The 17156-nt window shown below is 49.6% G+C and carries 16 protein-coding genes; 2 read left to right on the top strand and 14 right to left on the bottom strand.

The annotated features are described in order from the left end of the window. Window positions 1-8: 8 nt before the first annotated feature. The 5 genes from LG219_RS11230 to LG219_RS11210 form a co-directional block, all read right to left on the bottom strand. Window positions 9-980 (bottom strand): Gfo/Idh/MocA family protein, encoded by a 972-nt coding sequence (locus LG219_RS11230; RefSeq protein WP_226764583.1) that lies wholly within the window; start codon window positions 978-980, stop codon window positions 9-11. 71 nt (window positions 981-1051) lie between these two features. Further along, entirely contained in the window at window positions 1052-1669 is a 618-nt protein-coding gene (metW, locus tag LG219_RS11225) for a methionine biosynthesis protein MetW (RefSeq protein ID WP_226764582.1), read from the bottom strand. Beyond that, window positions 1669-2799 (bottom strand): homoserine O-succinyltransferase MetX, encoded by a 1131-nt coding sequence (gene metX / locus LG219_RS11220; protein ID WP_226764581.1) that lies wholly within the window; start codon window positions 2797-2799, stop codon window positions 1669-1671. The genes metW and metX overlap by 1 nt, the downstream gene beginning before the upstream one ends. Further along, a complete protein-coding gene (locus tag LG219_RS11215) occupies window positions 2792-3997 on the bottom strand; it encodes an O-antigen ligase family protein (RefSeq protein WP_226764580.1) in 1206 nt (401 codons plus the stop codon). Before LG219_RS11215 ends, metX begins: the two co-directional genes overlap by 8 nt. 2 nt (window positions 3998-3999) lie before the next feature. Next, complete coding sequence (locus LG219_RS11210) at window positions 4000-4863, bottom strand: glycosyltransferase (protein ID WP_226764579.1); 864 nt, start codon at window positions 4861-4863, stop codon at window positions 4000-4002. A gap of 88 nt (window positions 4864-4951) precedes the next feature. Between LG219_RS11210 and LG219_RS11205 the strand changes: the two genes are divergently transcribed. Together LG219_RS11205 and LG219_RS11200 are read left to right on the top strand one after the other, a co-directional pair. Beyond that, the gene (locus LG219_RS11205; protein WP_226764578.1) at window positions 4952-5698 is read left to right on the top strand and encodes a glycosyltransferase family 2 protein; all 747 of its coding nucleotides are present in this window, start codon (window positions 4952-4954) and stop codon (window positions 5696-5698) included. After that, window positions 5695-6516 (top strand): glycosyltransferase family 2 protein, encoded by an 822-nt coding sequence (locus LG219_RS11200; RefSeq protein WP_226764577.1) that lies wholly within the window; start codon window positions 5695-5697, stop codon window positions 6514-6516. The genes LG219_RS11205 and LG219_RS11200 overlap by 4 nt, the downstream gene beginning before the upstream one ends. 33 nt (window positions 6517-6549) lie before the next feature. Here LG219_RS11200 and msbA read toward each other — a convergent pair whose 3' ends face one another. The 9 genes from msbA to murG form a co-directional block, all read right to left on the bottom strand. Continuing rightward, window positions 6550-8304, bottom strand: coding sequence for a lipid A export permease/ATP-binding protein MsbA (gene msbA, locus LG219_RS11195; protein ID WP_226764576.1), 1755 nt, complete (start codon window positions 8302-8304; stop codon window positions 6550-6552). Between the two features lie 166 nt (window positions 8305-8470). Next, the gene (locus LG219_RS11190; protein ID WP_226764575.1) at window positions 8471-9193 is read right to left on the bottom strand and encodes a 16S rRNA (uracil(1498)-N(3))-methyltransferase; all 723 of its coding nucleotides are present in this window, start codon (window positions 9191-9193) and stop codon (window positions 8471-8473) included. Window positions 9194-9238: 45 nt separating this feature from the next. Next, window positions 9239-10153, bottom strand: a complete 915-nt coding sequence (gene lpxC, locus LG219_RS11185; RefSeq protein ID WP_226764574.1) for a UDP-3-O-acyl-N-acetylglucosamine deacetylase — start codon at window positions 10151-10153, stop codon at window positions 9239-9241. A gap of 116 nt (window positions 10154-10269) precedes the next feature. Next, window positions 10270-11448 (bottom strand): cell division protein FtsZ, encoded by a 1179-nt coding sequence (gene ftsZ / locus LG219_RS11180; RefSeq protein ID WP_226764573.1) that lies wholly within the window; start codon window positions 11446-11448, stop codon window positions 10270-10272. Window positions 11449-11491: 43 nt separating this feature from the next. Further along, window positions 11492-12724, bottom strand: coding sequence for a cell division protein FtsA (ftsA, locus tag LG219_RS11175; RefSeq protein WP_217390289.1), 1233 nt, complete (start codon window positions 12722-12724; stop codon window positions 11492-11494). Window positions 12725-12816: 92 nt separating this feature from the next. Then, window positions 12817-13587, bottom strand: a complete 771-nt coding sequence (locus tag LG219_RS11170; protein ID WP_226764572.1) for a cell division protein FtsQ/DivIB — start codon at window positions 13585-13587, stop codon at window positions 12817-12819. A 152-nt stretch (window positions 13588-13739) separates the two neighbouring features. Continuing rightward, on the bottom strand, window positions 13740-14657 hold the full coding sequence (locus tag LG219_RS11165) for a D-alanine--D-alanine ligase (RefSeq protein ID WP_226764571.1): 918 nt from the start codon (window positions 14655-14657) through the stop codon (window positions 13740-13742). Beyond that, on the bottom strand, window positions 14654-16048 hold the full coding sequence (gene murC, locus LG219_RS11160; RefSeq protein ID WP_226764570.1) for a UDP-N-acetylmuramate--L-alanine ligase: 1395 nt from the start codon (window positions 16046-16048) through the stop codon (window positions 14654-14656). The genes LG219_RS11165 and murC overlap by 4 nt, the downstream gene beginning before the upstream one ends. Then, complete coding sequence (gene murG / locus LG219_RS11155; protein ID WP_226764681.1) at window positions 16045-17154, bottom strand: undecaprenyldiphospho-muramoylpentapeptide beta-N-acetylglucosaminyltransferase; 1110 nt, start codon at window positions 17152-17154, stop codon at window positions 16045-16047. Before murG ends, murC begins: the two co-directional genes overlap by 4 nt. Window positions 17155-17156 lie beyond the last annotated feature (2 nt).

Here is a 17156-nt window from a genome sequence, read left to right as displayed (position 1 = left end):
ATATCTCTCTATGCGTTTATTGGAATGACCAGCACAGCTTGCCGTGACTGCAGTGTCATTTGTAATGCGGCGCGAGTTTTTGCATGCGGCAAAATGGGGCTCTCTAATTGCCCATTACGCAGCAGATCGCAAAAATGCGCGGTTTCGTAATTTAGGCCAGAGCCGACGGGGGGCATCGCCAATTCTTCACGTTCGCCAGTCGCCGTGACCAAGGTTGCTCGGACGGGATTCCACCATTTGTCGTGCAGCAACACATAGCCCATCGTGCCAGAAATTAGCGCTTCGCCACTGCCTGCCACATCCAGCCCGCAATACAGCTGGCTAATGCCATGCTGATGCTGGCTCTGCCAACTGGCAAAGGTGTCCACGCCAGTGGCGCCAATTCGACCTAAGGTTTGCACATCGCTCGTCGCGCCCAGCCAATCCACCGCCAAAAACGCGGCGTAAATGCCAATATCGAGTAAACCACCGCCCGCTTGCGCTGGATCGAGCACCGCGTGGCCAGCAGGAATCGTCGGATTCGAAAAACCGGCACGAATAAACTTGACCTCACCAATAGCTCCGCTGGTGATGCGTTCACGAATCTGTTGATATAAAGGAAAAAAAGCTGGTTTCATCGCCTCCATATAAAGGCGCTGCGCCGTGTGGGCCGCTTTGATTACGTCGTCCAATTGAGCCAGCGTCACTGCCGCTGGTTTTTCGCACAGCACCGCCCTACCGGCTTGCAAGGCGGCGATGCTCAATTGAGCATGACTAGGATGTGGCGTGGCGATATACACCGCGTCGATGTCACTCGCGAGTAGTTCATCCAGCGTGGCATAAACTTGGGGTATTTGATTGGCGGCAGCAAACTGCTTGGCTTTGCTGGTGGTACGGTTAAATACCGCCACCGCTTCAGCCTGCGGGACATGGGCTAAACCAGAGACAAAACGTTGCGCGATACTGCCGCTACCAATGATGCCAAAGCGTATCGTTTTCATGTTTTGCCTTTGAGGTATAGACCTAAGAGGGAATGATTATCGATGACACGGGGCAATACACCTATCAAGTATTACCCTAGGGTCTGTTGACGTTTGGTTTGGCTAAACTGCACCAGCGCCAAACTACCCAATAAATTAGGCAGAAAATTGACCGGTTCACCTTGATGCAACACTACTTGGCCATCCACTTGCATGCCCAGTTTTTCTAGCAACTGGCTAAAGTCATTCACGGTACAAAAATGAATATTCGGCGTGTTATACCATTCATAAGGAATGGTTTCCGAGACTGGCATTTGCCCTTTAAGGATTTGCCAGCGGTTTTCCCAATAGCCAAAATTTGGAAAGGTCACAATCCCGCAACGGCCAACGCGCAGCATTTCTTGCAAGATCAGCTCAACGTTATGCATCGATTGAATCGTCAGCGACAACACCACAAAGTCAAAACTGCCGTCTTCAAAATGCTGCAAACCGCTTTCCATATCGGCTTGAATCACGTTCAGATTTTTTTCAACGCAATGCACAATCGAATTCACATCGACATCAACGCCAATACCGCGCACTTGTTTATTCGCTTGCAGCCAAGCCAATAACTCACCATCAGCGCAGCCCAAATCCAACACCCGAGATGCTGGCTTAATCAACTGAGCAATATGCTCTAAGTCAGGACGAAGATTTATGAGTTCAGCCATTACACCAGCTCCTTCGCCACATTGTTTAAATAGGCGCGCATCACATTCATATACGGCGCATCTTGCATTAAAAAGGCATCGTGCCCGTGCTGCGATTCAATCTCGGCGTATGAGACGGTTCGATCGGCGTCGAGCAAAGCTTTTACAATTTCGCGCGAGCGCGCTGGGGCAAAACGCCAATCGGTGGTGAATGACACCACCAAAAACTTGGCTTTTGCCTGCCGCATCGCCTCTGCCAAACTGCCGCCGTAATGCCGTGCCGGATCAAAATAATCCAATGCTTTGGTCATTAATAAATAGGTATTGGCATCAAACACATTGGCAAATTTATCGCCTTGATAACGTAAATACGATTCGATTTCGAATTCAACGTCAAAGCCATATTGGTATTCACCAGTACGCAGTAAGCGGCCAAATTTCTCGTCCATGCCATCGTCAGACAAATAAGTAATATGCCCAAGCATGCGCGCTAAGCGCAGTCCGCGCCGAGGTACGACGCCATGCTGGTAAAAGTCGCCGCCATGAAATTCAGGATCAGTCAATATCGCTTGGCGGGCCACATCATTAAACGCAATGTTTTGGGTGGTGAGCTTCGGCGCGGAGGCAATCACTAAAGCATGACGTATACGCTCAGGATAGGTGATTGACCAACGTAGCGCCTGCATACCCCCCAAACTGCCACCAATAACCGCCGCAAATTGTTGAATCCCTAAACGATCGGCCAAGCGCGCTTGCGTCTCAACCCAATCACGCACCAAAACCACCGGAAAAGCCGAACCATACGGCTCACCCGTAGCCAGATTAATACTCGAAGGCCCGGTTGAGCCGTGACACCCCCCCAGATTATTCACGCCAATGACAAAAAAGCGCTGGGTATCAATCGGCTTACCTGGCCCAATCATACTGTCCCACCAACCCGGCGCTTTATCCTCCGCCGTGTGGTAACCCGCCACATGATGATGGCCCGACAAAGCGTGACAAATCAAAATCGCATTCGATTTATCGGCATTAAGCTCACCATAGGTTTCCACCATCAACTCATAGCGCGGTAATACGGCGCCGGATGACAGCGTGATCGGTTCCTCAAATACCCATTTTTTGGGGGTAACAATGCCCACCGAATCAGTCATGACGCAACTCTTTTTTTGACTTAATTAACGCTGACGCAGCCAGCAACAGCGCAAAAAACACCGTGAATGTATTTCCCTCTGACACATCCATCAGCAAGGAATTAAATAAACTACACGCCCCATAAGAAGCGGTAACGCCAACCGCAACGGCTGCCCAGACACGAGGCAGACCCAGCGCCATTTTGAGCGCACTCGCTAGTAAAGCCAGATACAAAGCCACGCCAAGCAAGCCCAGCTGCATGCCTTGCAACAAATATTCATTGTGCGGATTACTCATCTCCAGCGGGCCAATTTGCGTCTTAATCGCCCCAGTGCCTTTACCCAGCAAAGGGTATTCAGCAATTTGCTTTAGCGCCGTGAGATAAAAAATACTACGTATTCCCATTGACGTTAAACACGCCTGATCTTGCTGTGGGGTATTTAATGCCGTTTGGCAAGCGACAACTTCATTCACACCCAATTGCATGCGCTGTTGCACCGGATTATTACTTAAAGCAATCGCGAGTACCGCCAAACTCATCACCGCCAGAAACCAATAACGCCAGCGGTTTTGCAAATACATCCAACCAAAACTGAGTAATAACAAACCACCCGCCAAATGCCCGGTGCGCTGCGGAGACATTAAATACACCCCAGCAAAACAGGCGACGGCCAATAAATAAGCCGCCCATTGCCGATAACGAATTGCGATTGCCAGCCACACAATCCCAGCAAAAGCCATTAAGAACGTTTGCGCGATGGCATTTTTAGAAATCGCCGACGCTGCACGCAAAGCAGTGCCAAACCAGACTTGTTGACCCGTTGACCAAACCAAGGTCGATAACAGCAAAATACCCAAATTACCCAATAAAAAGCCGCCAATCGCGAACTGTATCGTTTTCTCTGGGCCTTTTAAAAAAAACAGCGCCAGCAAGGGAATAAACAGTAATTTTTTATACTTAGCAAAATAAGCCCACGCCTCAGGCGCAGGTGAAAATACAGCCCCAAAGGCCAGTGCCAGCCACAACAGCAAGGGCAAGAGCGCGAATGGGTTCGTGCGAAAGAAATCGACGACTTGACCCCGCGCCCAATACAAACCCAACAAGCCACATAACGGCACCATGATATTGGTCAGCGCAGTGCTGCTTGGCAGCGCCAACCCGAGCAAAGCCGAGAACAATAACACCACGAATACTGCTTTTTGATTCGTCCACAACATTGCTAAATGACCTTGATAAAATGTTTTTTCGTTAGCTCAACGCCCAATAAAGACTCGATTTTCGCCAAAATGCGATGACGTCGTTCGCGCTTAGTTAATCGATAATTCGGGTCAGCCATAAACTGCGTTTCGGCCATGGCCGCTAGCCAAGGCTGCACAACTTGCGGATGAGTGCCTTGAAACGGTTGCAAAATATTGGCATCCACTTGCGAATAATCATGCGGTAACGGCGCGTGGCTCCAATATTTGGCCACTTGCCGATGCTTCTCTTGCATTTTTTCGCTAGAGCGAACGTGACCATAATGATAAATCGGACAATGCGCTAACGCGGCCTTGGGATACCGACCTTTTTTATTCTTATCCATCACCACCCAAAACAAACCATCAGGCGCAAAAGAGCGAATCGTATTGCGAATAATGCGTAATTCTTGTCGATACCAAGCGGGGCTTTGGGCTACTAAATGGGGGGCGCCATAAAAATGGTGGTAATCAAAAGCAATCCCTTCGACCTCGGGTTGATTTAAATACTGCGCTAAAACGGCGCGAATTTTAGGCGCATCGTCTTCATGGATGACTTCGTCGCCCTCTAGATAAAACGCCCAGTCGCCAGTGCAATTAAATTGGGCAATCATTTTTTGCTGGGCATACACAAAACCGCGCTGCGCCATTCCTTCGTTCCACATTGTTTCAATAATGCGAATTCGAGGATCGTTCAGTGAACGAACTTGCGCCAACGTATCATCTTCACTTTTCCCTATCGCGACGACAACCTCATCGCAAACTTGCAGCAAACTACGTAAACTTTCTAAATACGGATAGCCAAGCATCGTGCCATTACGTAAGAAGGTGAATCCACTAACTTTCATAAAAACCTATGCTCCAAAACCTAGGCGACTTGCCTGACGTCGCGAGAAGAGCGATTATAGCAGCCTGACTCAAGTAAAAACGAAACCCATGCCGACTATTGGCGTTGCCATCATTACTAAAAATGCCCAAGCCCATCTTGCAGACTGTCTTAATGCTGTCACTTGGTGCGATAAAATCGTTGTTTTAGATTCGGGCAGTACCGATCAAACTTTAAGCATCGCACAAACCTACGGCGCGCAGATCGAGCAAACCACCGATTGGCCCGGCTTTGGCATCCAAAAAAATCGCGCAATCGCCCTACTCGATACCGATTGGATTTTAGCGCTGGATGCCGATGAAGTGCTCGATGCCGAGCTGATGCAAAGCATTCAAGCCGCGATCAAAGCACCAGCGGCCAGCGTGTATCAAATCAGTCGTCTATCCAATTACTGCGGCCGCTGGATTTATCACTCCGGCTGGAATCCCGATCATTTGCCACGCTTATTTCAGCGTGGACAAGCGGCTTATTCCGAATCTTTAGTACATGAAAAACTCAATTTTTCAGGCCCAGCGCCGCTGTTAGCTGGGCAGCTTTTACATTACTCATTTGATCGCTTGGATGACGTTCTCGACAAAGTCAATCGCTACTCCAGCGCTGGCGCTGAGCAACGTTTTCTGCGTGGCGAGCGATCCGGCCTAGGCAAAGCGATTTATAAGGGCTTATGGGCGTTCATCCGCACTTACGTCTTACAACGCGGTTTTTTAGATGGCCGGGAAGGTTTTATTTTGGCGGTATCCAATGCCGAAGGCACATATTATCGCTATCTTAAATTGATGTATCTTGGATCCAAATGAAGCTGTCTATTATTGTCTCAACTTACAATCGACCCGATGCACTTAATGCCGTATTGCAAGGGCTAGCGCAGCAAATGGGGATAAATGCTAAAGACTGGGAAGTCATTATTGCAGATGACGGCTCAACTGCCACAACACAGCAATTGATTGCGCAGTGGCAAAATCAATTTCCCTGCACACTCCAACATGTTTGGCATGAAGATACAGGCTTTCGCTTAGCCGCGATTCGTAATTTAAGTGCACTCAAGGCCCAAGGCGAGTATCTGGTTTTCCTTGATGGCGATTGCATTCCATTTCCCGATTTTGCAGTTCAAACTCTGCGCTTGGCTGAACCCGGTTGGTTTGTCGCAGGCAATCGTGTACTGCTGAGCCCAAAATACACCGCGCAATTATGCCAAGCAGGAGGAAATCCTGCTCAGTGGTCTGCCATCGCGTGGCTATGGGCCAAGCTCAGTGGCAAAGCCAATCGTGCCCTACCGTGGCTGCGCCTTGCGCTCACTCAAAGCCGAAAAAAACGCGCTCAACGCTGGACAGTGTTAAAGGGCTGTAATATTGGGGTTTGGAAACAAGATTTCATTCGTATCAATGGTTTTGATGAGTCATTTTCTGGTTGGGGACATGAAGACTCTGACTTCGCAGTGCGCTTAATTCGAGCGGGGATTTTACTCAAAGACGGCCGTTTTGCGGTGCCGGTGCTGCATCTTTGGCACCGTGAAAACGATCGCTCTAAACAAGCAGAAAACTGGCAAAAACTCGAAGAAACACTCAAAAGCACGCATATTGAAGCCAAAATTGGCTTAAAGTCGCTGACTCAATAAACAATCAGCACGGCAATGTCGTGCTGATGAGTATTAGCACGTAGCCACGGTGTTTTCCGCCAGTGAAAACTGTACCGCATGCATTTGCGTATACACGCCATCACGCTCAATGAGCGCATGATGCGTACCACTTTCAATGATTTTGCCTTGCTGCATCACCACAATGCGGTCGGCTTTTTCGATGGTGGATAAGCGATGTGCAATCACCAAGGTGGTACGACCCACCATCAGGTTTTCTAATGCTTCTTGCACTTTGCGTTCTGACTCGGTATCAAGCGCACTGGTCGCTTCATCCAAAATCAAGATCGGGGCGTCTTTATAAATCGCTCGCGCAATCGCTAAACGTTGTCGCTGGCCGCCCGATAAACGCACGCCATTTTCACCGAGCATTTCCGCAAAGCCTTGTGGCATTTGTTCAATAAATTCAGTGGCAAATGCCGCATCGGCCGCCGCGCGCACCCGCGCCATATCGATTTCATCCACACCATAGGCAATATTGGCGGCGACGCTGTCATTAAATAACACCATGTCTTGCGACACTAAAGCGATTTGTGAACGTAAATTGGCCAAACGATAATCCGCCAGCAACTCGCCATCAAGACGAATTTCACCGGCGCTAGGCTCATAAAATCGCGGGATCAAATTGGCCAAGGTGGTTTTGCCACTGCCTGACTGGCCGACCAAAGCCACACTTTCACCCGGTTTGATGTCTAAATCAATCCCCGCTAACGCTTTCACGCCATCCACTTGATAGGCAAACTCAAGTTGGCTAATCGTGATGTGCCCTTTCACGCGCTGCGGCGCCAATGTGCCATGATCTGGCTCTAATGGCTGATCCAAAATACCAAACACCGAGTCAGCAGCAGCCAAACCGCGATGCAATGAATCGCTCAGCTTAGATAGATTTTTAATCGGTTGTTGCAACAGCATCATGGCGCTCATAAATGATACAAATGAGCCCGCAGTCATCGCGCCATCGGCTGCGCGTAAACCGGCAAAATAAATAATCGCTGCAATCGTGACCGCGATTAAAAACACCGTAAAGCCCGAATTCAAACTTGCCGTTGCTGCCCGCTTTACCGCTAAACGCCGCACATTTTGATTGGCCGCGCCAAAACGTTTCGCCTCATAGTTGGCACCACCAAAAATCTTAATAATCCGCTGCCCGCCTAAGCTTTCATCCAAGATTTGGCTCATTTCGCCCATGGTGTCTTGCGTTTGTTGCGATAATTTGCGTTGGCGTTTGCTCACAATCCGAATTGATACTGCGGCACCGGGCAGCATAATCAAGCAAAACAAGGTCAGCTGCCAATCAGTCCACAGCATAATGCCGAGCAAAGCAATCGCCATCACCGAGTCTTTGACCAACACGGTAAGCACATTCAGGCCTGCATCCATGATCTGGTTAATATCAAACGTCACTCGCGACAATAAAACCCCGACTGACGATTGATCAAAAAAACGAATCGGCATCGCCATCATGCGTTCAAACACTTGCTGGCGTAAATCATGCATCACGCGTGACGACAGCCAAGCGCTGCCATATTCGTAAGCAAAACTCGACACTAAGCGCACCAAGCCCAAACCAAACAAAGCCAGCGGCATCAACCAAGCCGCCTGTGCTGCCGCGTGATTTTGCTTAAAGCTATCAATAATCACGCCGAGCATTTTGACCATCGCGGCATCGACACCACCGGCCACCACCATGGCCAAAATCGCCATCACTGCAATGCCACGGTACGGGCGAAAGTAGGCAAGAATTCGGAAATACAGCTGTTTGCTATTCATGAGCTCAGATAGAGAAAAGGCATAAAGTCAGATTATAACGGAGTCACGTCACGCTCAGGACAGCAGCGCAACATTCACATCATTTACCGCAAATAAAAAGCCTACGCTGGCGTAGGCTCATCATCTAAAATTGGTCGCAATGGATGCATTTAAACCGCTAGGCGCTTTAAAAATCCCCATAGCGTGATTGCAATAAACCAGCAATCACCGGCGCAACGCTTTCGGTGCGTAAAATTCTTGGCCCTAACAAAACAGATGTATAGCCCGCTGCAATAGCTTGACTGTCTTCTTCAGAGGAATACCCCCCTTCAGGGCCAATCAACACGCAAACGCTTGCGACTTTTTCTGGCAAGCTAGCCCATGCCACAGCGCCGGTTGGGCAGAGCAATAATTTTACTTCGTCAGAGTTTGGCTGGGCTAAAAATTGCGCCAGCGTGAGGATAGGCCGGATTTCTAATAAGCGCGTTCGGCCACATTGCTCGGCCGCGCTGGCGGCAATCGCTTGCCAATGCGCGAGCCGTTTTTCGGCGCGCTCGCCTGAATAGCGCTGCTGGCAATATTGCGAAATTACCGGCTGCAACACCGCAACACCCAGCTCTGCAGCTTTTTGCACGGTGTAATCCATGCGATCAGCGGCAGAAATCGCCTGCACCAAGGTGATTCTCAGCGGCGATTCACGATCTACATCGGCAAAAGACAACACATCGACACTAACGGTTTTTTTACCCATGGCCGCAATTTGCGCAGTAAATTCACCACCTTGGCCATTAAATAAAATAATTTCTTCACTCGGCTGCAAACGCAAAACTTGCACATGCCGCGCCACCGACTCGGGTAAGTCAAAACTTTGCCCAATTGAAAGTGGCAAATCAATATAAAAGCGCGGCATAAACCATCATGTCCTTGCAATAAAACACGCATCAATCAAAGGGCATTAAATCCCAAGCGGAGGGAGGTCATGAAATGACGAAGGCACGTCTTTAAGCCGATCAAAACTCACCATTTCATAATTACTCGGATCTGAAAGTAGCTCGCGCAGTAATTTATTATTCATGGCGTGCCCCGATTTATAGCCAGAAAACGCCGCTATCAAAGGGTGGCCGAGGATATATAAGTCGCCAATCGCATCGAGGACTTTATGCCGAACGAATTCATCTTCAAACCGCAAACCGCCTTCATTCAGCACCCGAAACTCATCAATCACCACGGCATTATCCATATTGCCGCCGCGAGCCAAGCCGTTCATGCGTAAGTATTCCACTTCATGAATAAAACCAAAGGTGCGCGCGCGGGCGATTTCGCTGATGTAATTTGAATCAGCAAAATCCAGCGTGATCGTTTGTGCTGATTTTTTAAAGGCAGGATGTTTGAAATCGATCGTGAGTGAGACTTTATAGCCATCATGCGGCTCAAATTTAACCCACTTATCCCCATCGTGAACTTCGATGGGTTTTAACACTTTGACAAACAGCTTAGGCGCGTCGAGCTCGCGCACCCCTGCCGTTTGAATCAAATAAATAAAAGGCGCAGCAGAACCATCCATAATCGGCATTTCTGGCGCATCAACTTCGACAATCACATTGTCGATACCGAGCCCAGCAAAGGCTGACATTAAATGCTCAATCGTGCCGACACGCACGCCGTCTTGCACTAGCGTTGAGGAGAGTCGCGTGTCGTTCACCAAATCGGGGCCGACTTTGAAAGGCGCTGACTCGGGTAAATCAGAGCGCTTAAAAACGATGCCAGTATCCGCAGCAGCCGGTCGCAAAGTGAGTTTTACTTTCTCACCCGAATGCAAACCAACGCCAGTCGCATGGATCGTTGAATCCAAAGTTCTTTGTAAAAACATGCCCATTCTGCCTAAACAATCAATTGCTTGATTTTACCAGTCCTAGGCAAAAGACTGGTTAAATCATTCCAATCATACTGATTGATTTAATTTATTACGCAAATTTCTCGCAAGGTTTAATCCGCTTGGCGACGCAAAAATGCCGGAATATCCATATCGATATTGCTCATTGCGGCTGGGCGAGCGGGTGTTTCTGCTGCACGGCTACCGCGATTATTACGCCAAATTGCAGGCGTATCGTAAGCATCTTCATACGCTTGATTGTCAGTACCCGTTTTCAACGTTTGGCTACTCACAACGGTTAACGATGGCGTACTAATCGCTTTGCCACCCAAACCGGTTGCCACTAAAGTCACGCGAATTTCGTCTTCACCTAGCGCTTCATCGTAAACCACACCGTGCTTCACCAACGCGCCTTCGGCAACGTGTGATTCGATAATTTCCAGCGCTTGGCGGGTTTCTGATTTTTTCAATTTGCCCGGTGCGGTCGAGAAATTCACCAACACGCCACGTGCGCCTTTAAAGCTAATATTGTCGAGCAATGGGCAACGAATGGCTTCTTCGGTGGCACGAATGGCACGATCAGGACCTGTGGCATGCGCCGAGCCCATCATCGCCATCCCCATTTCACGCATCACGGTTTTAACGTCTGCAAAGTCAACGTTGATTAAGCCTGGATATTGAATGATTTCAACAATCGAACCAACGGCATTGCGTAATACGTCATCAGCCGCACGGAATGCTTCATCCACCGTGACATCATCGCCTAAAACTTCTTCAAGTTTTTGGTTAGACACCACAATCAATGAATCCACATAACGCGACAATTCATCAATACCGACTTGTGCCACTTTTTGGCGACGGCCTTCGTCTTGTCCGGGTGAAGTCACCACGCCGACTGTCAAAATGCCTTTTTCACGCGCTACTTGCGCGATCACAGGTGCGGCGCCAGTGCCGGTACCACCGCCCATACCGGCAGTGATAAATAATAAATCTGCGCCAGAAATCAATTCTGCAATGCGTTCGCGATCTTCTTCAGCAGCTTGTCGGCCAATATCAGGATCACACCCTGCGCCAAAGCCTTTAGTGAGTTCAGCGCCCAACTGAACCACATTATCCGCCCGCGATTGCTTCAAAACTTGAGCATCGGTATTGGCGGAAATAAAGTCAACACCGTGCGATTGCATCGCATGCTCGATCATATTGTTGATTGCATTGCAGCCTGCGCCACCAACGCCAATCACTTTGATATTCACGTGATGTGAAACCTCTGGTACTTCAATTAATAATGCCATTTTCACTCTCCTCTTGCCCGATTTTACTGCTTACCCGAATATTTCAGAAGTTATTTTGAAACCATGCCTTCATTCTGCTAAAAACATCACCCATGCCGCCTTCCTTACCTCGAGCACCGGGTGCTTTTTGCATTTGTTGTCTTGCTAATAACAGCAAGCCAACCGCAGTGGAATAGCGTGGATTTTTAACCACTTCAGCCAATCCACCCACATAACGCGGCAAACCTAAGCGCACCGGCATATGGAAAATTTCTTCAGCCAAATCAGTCATACCCGGCATCAATGAAGCGCCACCGGTAATCACAATCCCGCTCGACAATCGATCTTCCAAACCGACACGGCGCAATTCGGCTTGCACAAAGCTATACAATTCTTCAACACGGGGCTCGATCACTTCAGCCAGCGTATGACGGCTCATTTGCCGCGCACCGCGCTCACCCACGCCAGGTACTTCGATCATGGTTTGCGGATCGGTCATATGGCGTAATGCCACACCGTGTTGGATTTTGATGTTTTCGGCTTCACCGGTTGGCGTACGCAATGCCATTGCGACGTCATTGGTAATTTGGTCGCCAGCGATTGGAATCACTGCGGTATGGCGAATTGAACCGCCAATAAATACCGCGATATCGGTAGTACCGCCGCCAATGTCCACCAAACACACGCCAAGATCTTTTTCGTCTTCAGTCAGAACGGCGTAGCTGGAGGCCAATGGCTGCAACACCACTTCCGCGATCTCTAGCCCACAGCGGCGCACGCACTTGGTGATGTTTTGTACTGCTGACACCGCGCCAGAAACAATATGCACCCGCACTTCCAAGCGCACACCCGACATACCGAGCGGCTCTTTGACGTCTTCTTGACCATCAATCACATACTCTTGCGACAAAATGTGCAGCACTTGATGATCGGTTGGAATATTGACTGCGCTCGCCGTTTCAATCACGCGTTCAATATCAGCTGGGGTAACTTCTTTATCTTTAATCGCCACCATGCCGTGCGAATTGAGGCTCTTGATGTGGCTGCCGGCAATGCCGGTATACACTTCGCTGATTTTGCAATCGGCCATCAATTCAGCTTCACCCAATGCCGATTGAATCGCTGCAACGGTTTTTTCAATATCAACCACCACGCCGCGCTTCAAGCCTTTGGATGCTGCGGAACCTAAGCCCACCACATTCAACGAGCCATCTTCCTTCACATCAGCCACTACCGCGACCACTTTTGAAGTCCCGATATCTAGCCCAACGATGAGGTTTTTTGCATCCCTAGTCACTGACAGCCTCTTTTACAATTCTTAATGTTTAACTTTAAATACCACGGCCAACTTAATTGCTTTTTAACCACTTAAAATACCAAAAGCATAAATCATGCCGAAGCTTTATTGGCCTTAGGTTTTACGACAGACGGTGATACACTTCGTTTGCCAGCCTCTAAGGGCGTATATGACGGTAAATGCACCGCAAAGCCATTGGGGTAACGCAAATCAACATATTCAAATGGCTGCTGCAATAAAGCCAATGAATTGGGATAAGCATTCACAAAACGCTTCACTCTATCCACCGCTTGATCACGCCCTACTTCTACAATCAATTGTTTATCTAATTCAAAACGCCACGCCCGTCGATCCGATAGCCACAAGCGCGTTGGCGTGCGCTGTAAAGGCAATAACACCGTCTGCAAAGCCTTAAACTCACTCACCATCAGCTTTTCAGAACCTTCAGGTCCTTCCAAAATGGGTAAAGGATCACTGGTTGCTGCGTCGAATTTTTCACCATGTGAATTGAGTAAACCCGTCGTTCCCCAGCGCGCCACCGCTTTGTGCTCTTCGATATTCACTTCTAATCGATCTGGCCAGCGACGACGTACTTCAACTTGACGTACCCACGGTAATTTTTCAAAATTCTGCCGCGTTTTATCCAAGTCCAGCGTAAAAAACGTCCCTTTCAATTCGTTTTTAATCACATAGCGTAATTGCTCGCGCGTTACGTGCGCTAAATCCCCGTCGACCTTAATCATGCGAACAGGAAACAAGGGCGAATGCACCGCCAAAAACAATAACGAATAAAACAATAACATCAATGCTAAAGCTGTCAGCAAGTTAGCAAGCCACATCAATAGCTGTGGCTTATCCCACATAACAGCTCACTTTTAAGTGTCGATTTAAAGCCCACTCAGGCATATGGATTGATTCCTAATTGGGTGCTTCAAACACCCACCCAGCATGGGTATGCAAACGTAGCCAAATTATAACAATAGTTGCAAGGATATACCCTTACAAAGCGCAAAACCTATGAGATTGTTCCTAAAATCGTCAATACCAAGGCGTCGTAGCTAATTCCTGCTTCACGAGCGCACATTGGAAATAAACTGTGCGTCGTCATGCCGGGGGCGGTATTGGGCTCAAGCAAAAACATATCGCCCTGCTCATTCATTAAAAAGTCGATTCGCGCCCAACCTGAAGCACCGAGCACTCGATACGCTTGCTCGCATAAATCACGCGCTTTTTGCTCTTGCTCGCCCAATAAACCCGGGCAGTGATACACCGTATCATCACGGATATATTTCGCTTCAAAGTCATAAAACTCAGTCGCCGGTTCAATCTTAACGGTGGCCAAAGCCTTACCGTCGAGTACCGCGCAAGAATACTCACCGGCACTAATCGCCCGCTCGGCCAACACCAAAGCATCGTATTGCGCAGCCAAGGCGTAAGCCTGAGCAATTTGCGCAACGCTGCTACAACGCGTAACACCGACGCTTGAGCCGCCATTGGCGGGTTTTACATACAGCGGCAAATCTAACTGCTTGGCAACGGCAGCAAAATCACTGTTGGCATCGAGCAAAACATAATCAGGAATCGGCAAACCGGCCGCTTGCCACATCAGCTTGGTACGCCATTTGTCCATCCCAATCGCCGAAGCCATCACGCCACAGCCAGTGTAAGGAATCGACATAAACTCCAAAGCACCTTGGATCGTGCCATCCTCGCCATAGCCGCCGTGCAAAATCAAAAAGGCGCGCTCAAAGCCTTCATCATGCAACGCTGACAATGGCTTTTCAGCGGGGTCAAAACGATGTGCATCCACCCCTTGGCGAACTAAGGCTTCCAATACACCTGCACCGCTGAGCAAAGAAATTTCTCGTTCGCTCGAAGCACCACCCATAACGACCGCGACCTTACCCATCGCCTTCACATCAACGCCGCTCATTTCACCATCTCACATAATAATTTCGGTGTATTCCCAATCGTGCCAGCGCCCATCGTCACCACCACGTCACCTGCTTGCACTGCGGCAAAAATCGCCGTTGGCATATCGGTCATTTGCGCCACAAACACCGGTTCAATCTTGCCGGCCACACGCACTGCACGGGCTAAAGAGCGGCCATCAGCGGCAACAATCGGCGTTTCACCGGCGGCATACACCTCGGCGAGTAATAAGCCATCCACGGTATTGAGTACTTTGACAAAATCTTCAAAACAATCACGGGTTCGCGTATAGCGGTGCGGTTGAAACGCCAATAACAAGCGGCGCCCGGGAAATGCGCCCCGTGCAGCGGCTAAAGTAGCCGCCATTTCAACCGGATGATGACCGTAATCATCGACCAAGGTAAACGTGCCACCCGTCGGTAAAGCGACTTCGCCATAGCGCTGGAAACGACGGCCCACGCCTTGGAAACGCGCCAGTGCCGATACAATCGACGCCTCATCAGCGCCCACTTCAATCCCGATGGCAATCGCAGCTAGTGCATTGAGCACATTGTGCATGCCCGGCATATTGAGCGTAACGGCCAAGCGACGTGATTCGCCGTTTTGCCAAACCGCATCAAAACGCATCATGCCGTTATCAGCCACAATGTTTTCTGCACGCAGCATCGCGTCGTCTGACACCCCATACGTCGTTACTGGGCTAGTGACTTTCGGCAGGATTGAGCGCACATGCGGATCATCAATACATAAAATCGCCCGACCATAAAACGGCAAATGATGCAGAAAATCGATAAAAGCTTGCTTTAGTTTTTCAAAATCATGGCCATATGTGTCCATATGGTCGGCATCGATATTGGTCACCACCGAAATCACCGGCGTGAGGAGCAAGAACGACGCATCGCTTTCATCGGCTTCGGCGACCAAAAAGTCGCCCTGCCCTAAGCGCGCATTCGAACCTGCGGCGTGTAGCTTGCCGCCAATCACAAAAGTTGGATCCAAACCAGCAGCCTCGAGCACACTGGCACTCAAGCTGGTGGTGGTGGTTTTGCCGTGCGTACCGGCAATGGCAATACCTTGCTTTAAGCGCATCAATTCAGCCAACATCATCGCACGCGGCACCACTGGAATCTTGCGCTGGCGCGCGGCAATCACTTCGGGATTGTCGTCTTTCACCGCACTCGAAATCACCACCACGTCGGCATCGGCAACAAACTCTGCCGCATGCCCTTGATAAACTTGGGCGCCGGCATTCAGCAAGCGTTGCGTTGTGGCGCTCACGCCTAAATCTGAACCACTAATTTCAAAGCCTAAATTGAGCAAGACTTCGGCAATCCCGCTCATGCCGACACCACCAATCCCAACAAAATGGATGCGTTTTACTTTATGTTTCATTGCGCTAATTCTTTAATCACTGCAACGACTGCCGCCGTTGCATTAGGTTGAGCTAAAGCACGCGCAGCCGTTGCCATCGTTAGGCAGCGTTCACGCGTCATTTCTTGAATCCATTGCGCCAGTTTTTCTGGGCTGCTATCGCTTTGCGCTAATAAAATCCCCGCGCCCGCTTCGCTTAAAAATTGTGCATTACCGGTTTGGTGGTCATCCACCGCATGCGGAAATGGCACCAAAATACTCGCCGCACCCACGCACGCGAGCTCGGCCACCGTCAACGCGCCAGAACGGCACAAAATCAAATCGGCATCGGCATACGCTTGCGCCATATCGGCAATAAACGCCACGCAATCGGCAGTTACATTCGCAGCGGCATAATTCGCGCGCAATGTCTCTAAATGCTTTTCACCCGATTGATGCGTCACCATCGGGCGATCAGCCGGTGCAATCAGCGCCAAGGCTTTCGGCAATTGTTCATTAAATACTTGCGCGCCTAAACTGCCGCCCACCACCAAAATCTTTAAAGGCCCAGTTCTACCAGCAAAACGCGCCGCAGGTTCGGCCACATGGGCGATTTCACTGCGAACTGGATTGCCAACACAATCGGCCTGATTAGGAAATGCCGACGGAAACGCAAACAACACTCGATTGGCAATTTTCGACAACACACGATTGGTTAAACCCGCCACTGAGTTTTGCTCATGAATCACTAACGGCAACCAGCACAAACGCATCGCCAAGCCACCAGGAAAACCGGTAAATCCACCAAAACCAATCGCCACATCAGGGCGACGGCGGAAAATCAGATTCAACGCCACCAACAACGCTTTGGCTTGCACCCAAGGCTGGCTGAGTTTTTTTAACCAACCTTTACCACGGACACCGGTAATTTTAAGCGTCACCAAATCGATACCTTGCTGCGGTACAACGCGAGTTTCCATCGCGCCAGTTGCGCCCAACCACACCACATCCCATCCCTCAAGACGCAATGCATTAGCCACAGCTAGCGCGGGGAAAATATGTCCACCCGTACCACCGGCCATCACCAACAACGTGCGTTGCCCACCGGTGGCTGCGGGTTCAATCCATTCGGCATCTTCTTTGCGCATTC

It is taken from the genome of Deefgea salmonis (genome assembly GCF_020531905.1).
GTDB lineage: Bacteria > Pseudomonadota > Gammaproteobacteria > Burkholderiales > Chitinibacteraceae > Deefgea > Deefgea salmonis.
The sequence above is the reverse complement of the archived record's forward strand: the minus strand, read 5'-3'. Positions and strand labels throughout refer to the sequence as shown.

Excerpts from the sequence above, each read along its gene's own strand:
- LG219_RS11230 (WP_226764583.1), bottom strand. The coding sequence starts at position 980 with ATGAAAACGATACGCTTTGGCATCATTGGTAGCGGCAGTATCGCGCAA.
- LG219_RS11205 (WP_226764578.1), top strand. The coding sequence starts at position 4,952 with ATGCCGACTATTGGCGTTGCCATCATTACTAAAAATGCCCAAGCCCAT.
- msbA (WP_226764576.1), bottom strand. The coding sequence starts at position 8,304 with ATGAATAGCAAACAGCTGTATTTCCGAATTCTTGCCTACTTTCGCCCG.
- ftsZ (WP_226764573.1), bottom strand. The coding sequence starts at position 11,448 with ATGGCATTATTAATTGAAGTACCAGAGGTTTCACATCACGTGAATATC.
- LG219_RS11200 (WP_226764577.1), top strand. The coding sequence starts at position 5,695 with ATGAAGCTGTCTATTATTGTCTCAACTTACAATCGACCCGATGCACTT.
- murC (WP_226764570.1), bottom strand. The coding sequence starts at position 16,048 with ATGAAACATAAAGTAAAACGCATCCATTTTGTTGGGATTGGTGGTGTC.
- lpxC (WP_226764574.1), bottom strand. The coding sequence starts at position 10,153 with ATGTTTTTACAAAGAACTTTGGATTCAACGATCCATGCGACTGGCGTT.
- murG (WP_226764681.1), bottom strand. The coding sequence starts at position 17,154 with ATGCGCAAAGAAGATGCCGAATGGATTGAACCCGCAGCCACCGGTGGG.
- metX (WP_226764581.1), bottom strand. The coding sequence starts at position 2,799 with ATGACTGATTCGGTGGGCATTGTTACCCCCAAAAAATGGGTATTTGAG.
- LG219_RS11170 (WP_226764572.1), bottom strand. The coding sequence starts at position 13,587 with ATGTGGGATAAGCCACAGCTATTGATGTGGCTTGCTAACTTGCTGACA.
- metW (WP_226764582.1), bottom strand. The coding sequence starts at position 1,669 with ATGGCTGAACTCATAAATCTTCGTCCTGACTTAGAGCATATTGCTCAG.
- LG219_RS11165 (WP_226764571.1), bottom strand. The coding sequence starts at position 14,657 with ATGAGCGGCGTTGATGTGAAGGCGATGGGTAAGGTCGCGGTCGTTATG.
- LG219_RS11215 (WP_226764580.1), bottom strand. The coding sequence starts at position 3,997 with ATGTTGTGGACGAATCAAAAAGCAGTATTCGTGGTGTTATTGTTCTCG.
- LG219_RS11210 (WP_226764579.1), bottom strand. The coding sequence starts at position 4,863 with ATGAAAGTTAGTGGATTCACCTTCTTACGTAATGGCACGATGCTTGGC.
- LG219_RS11190 (WP_226764575.1), bottom strand. The coding sequence starts at position 9,193 with ATGCCGCGCTTTTATATTGATTTGCCACTTTCAATTGGGCAAAGTTTT.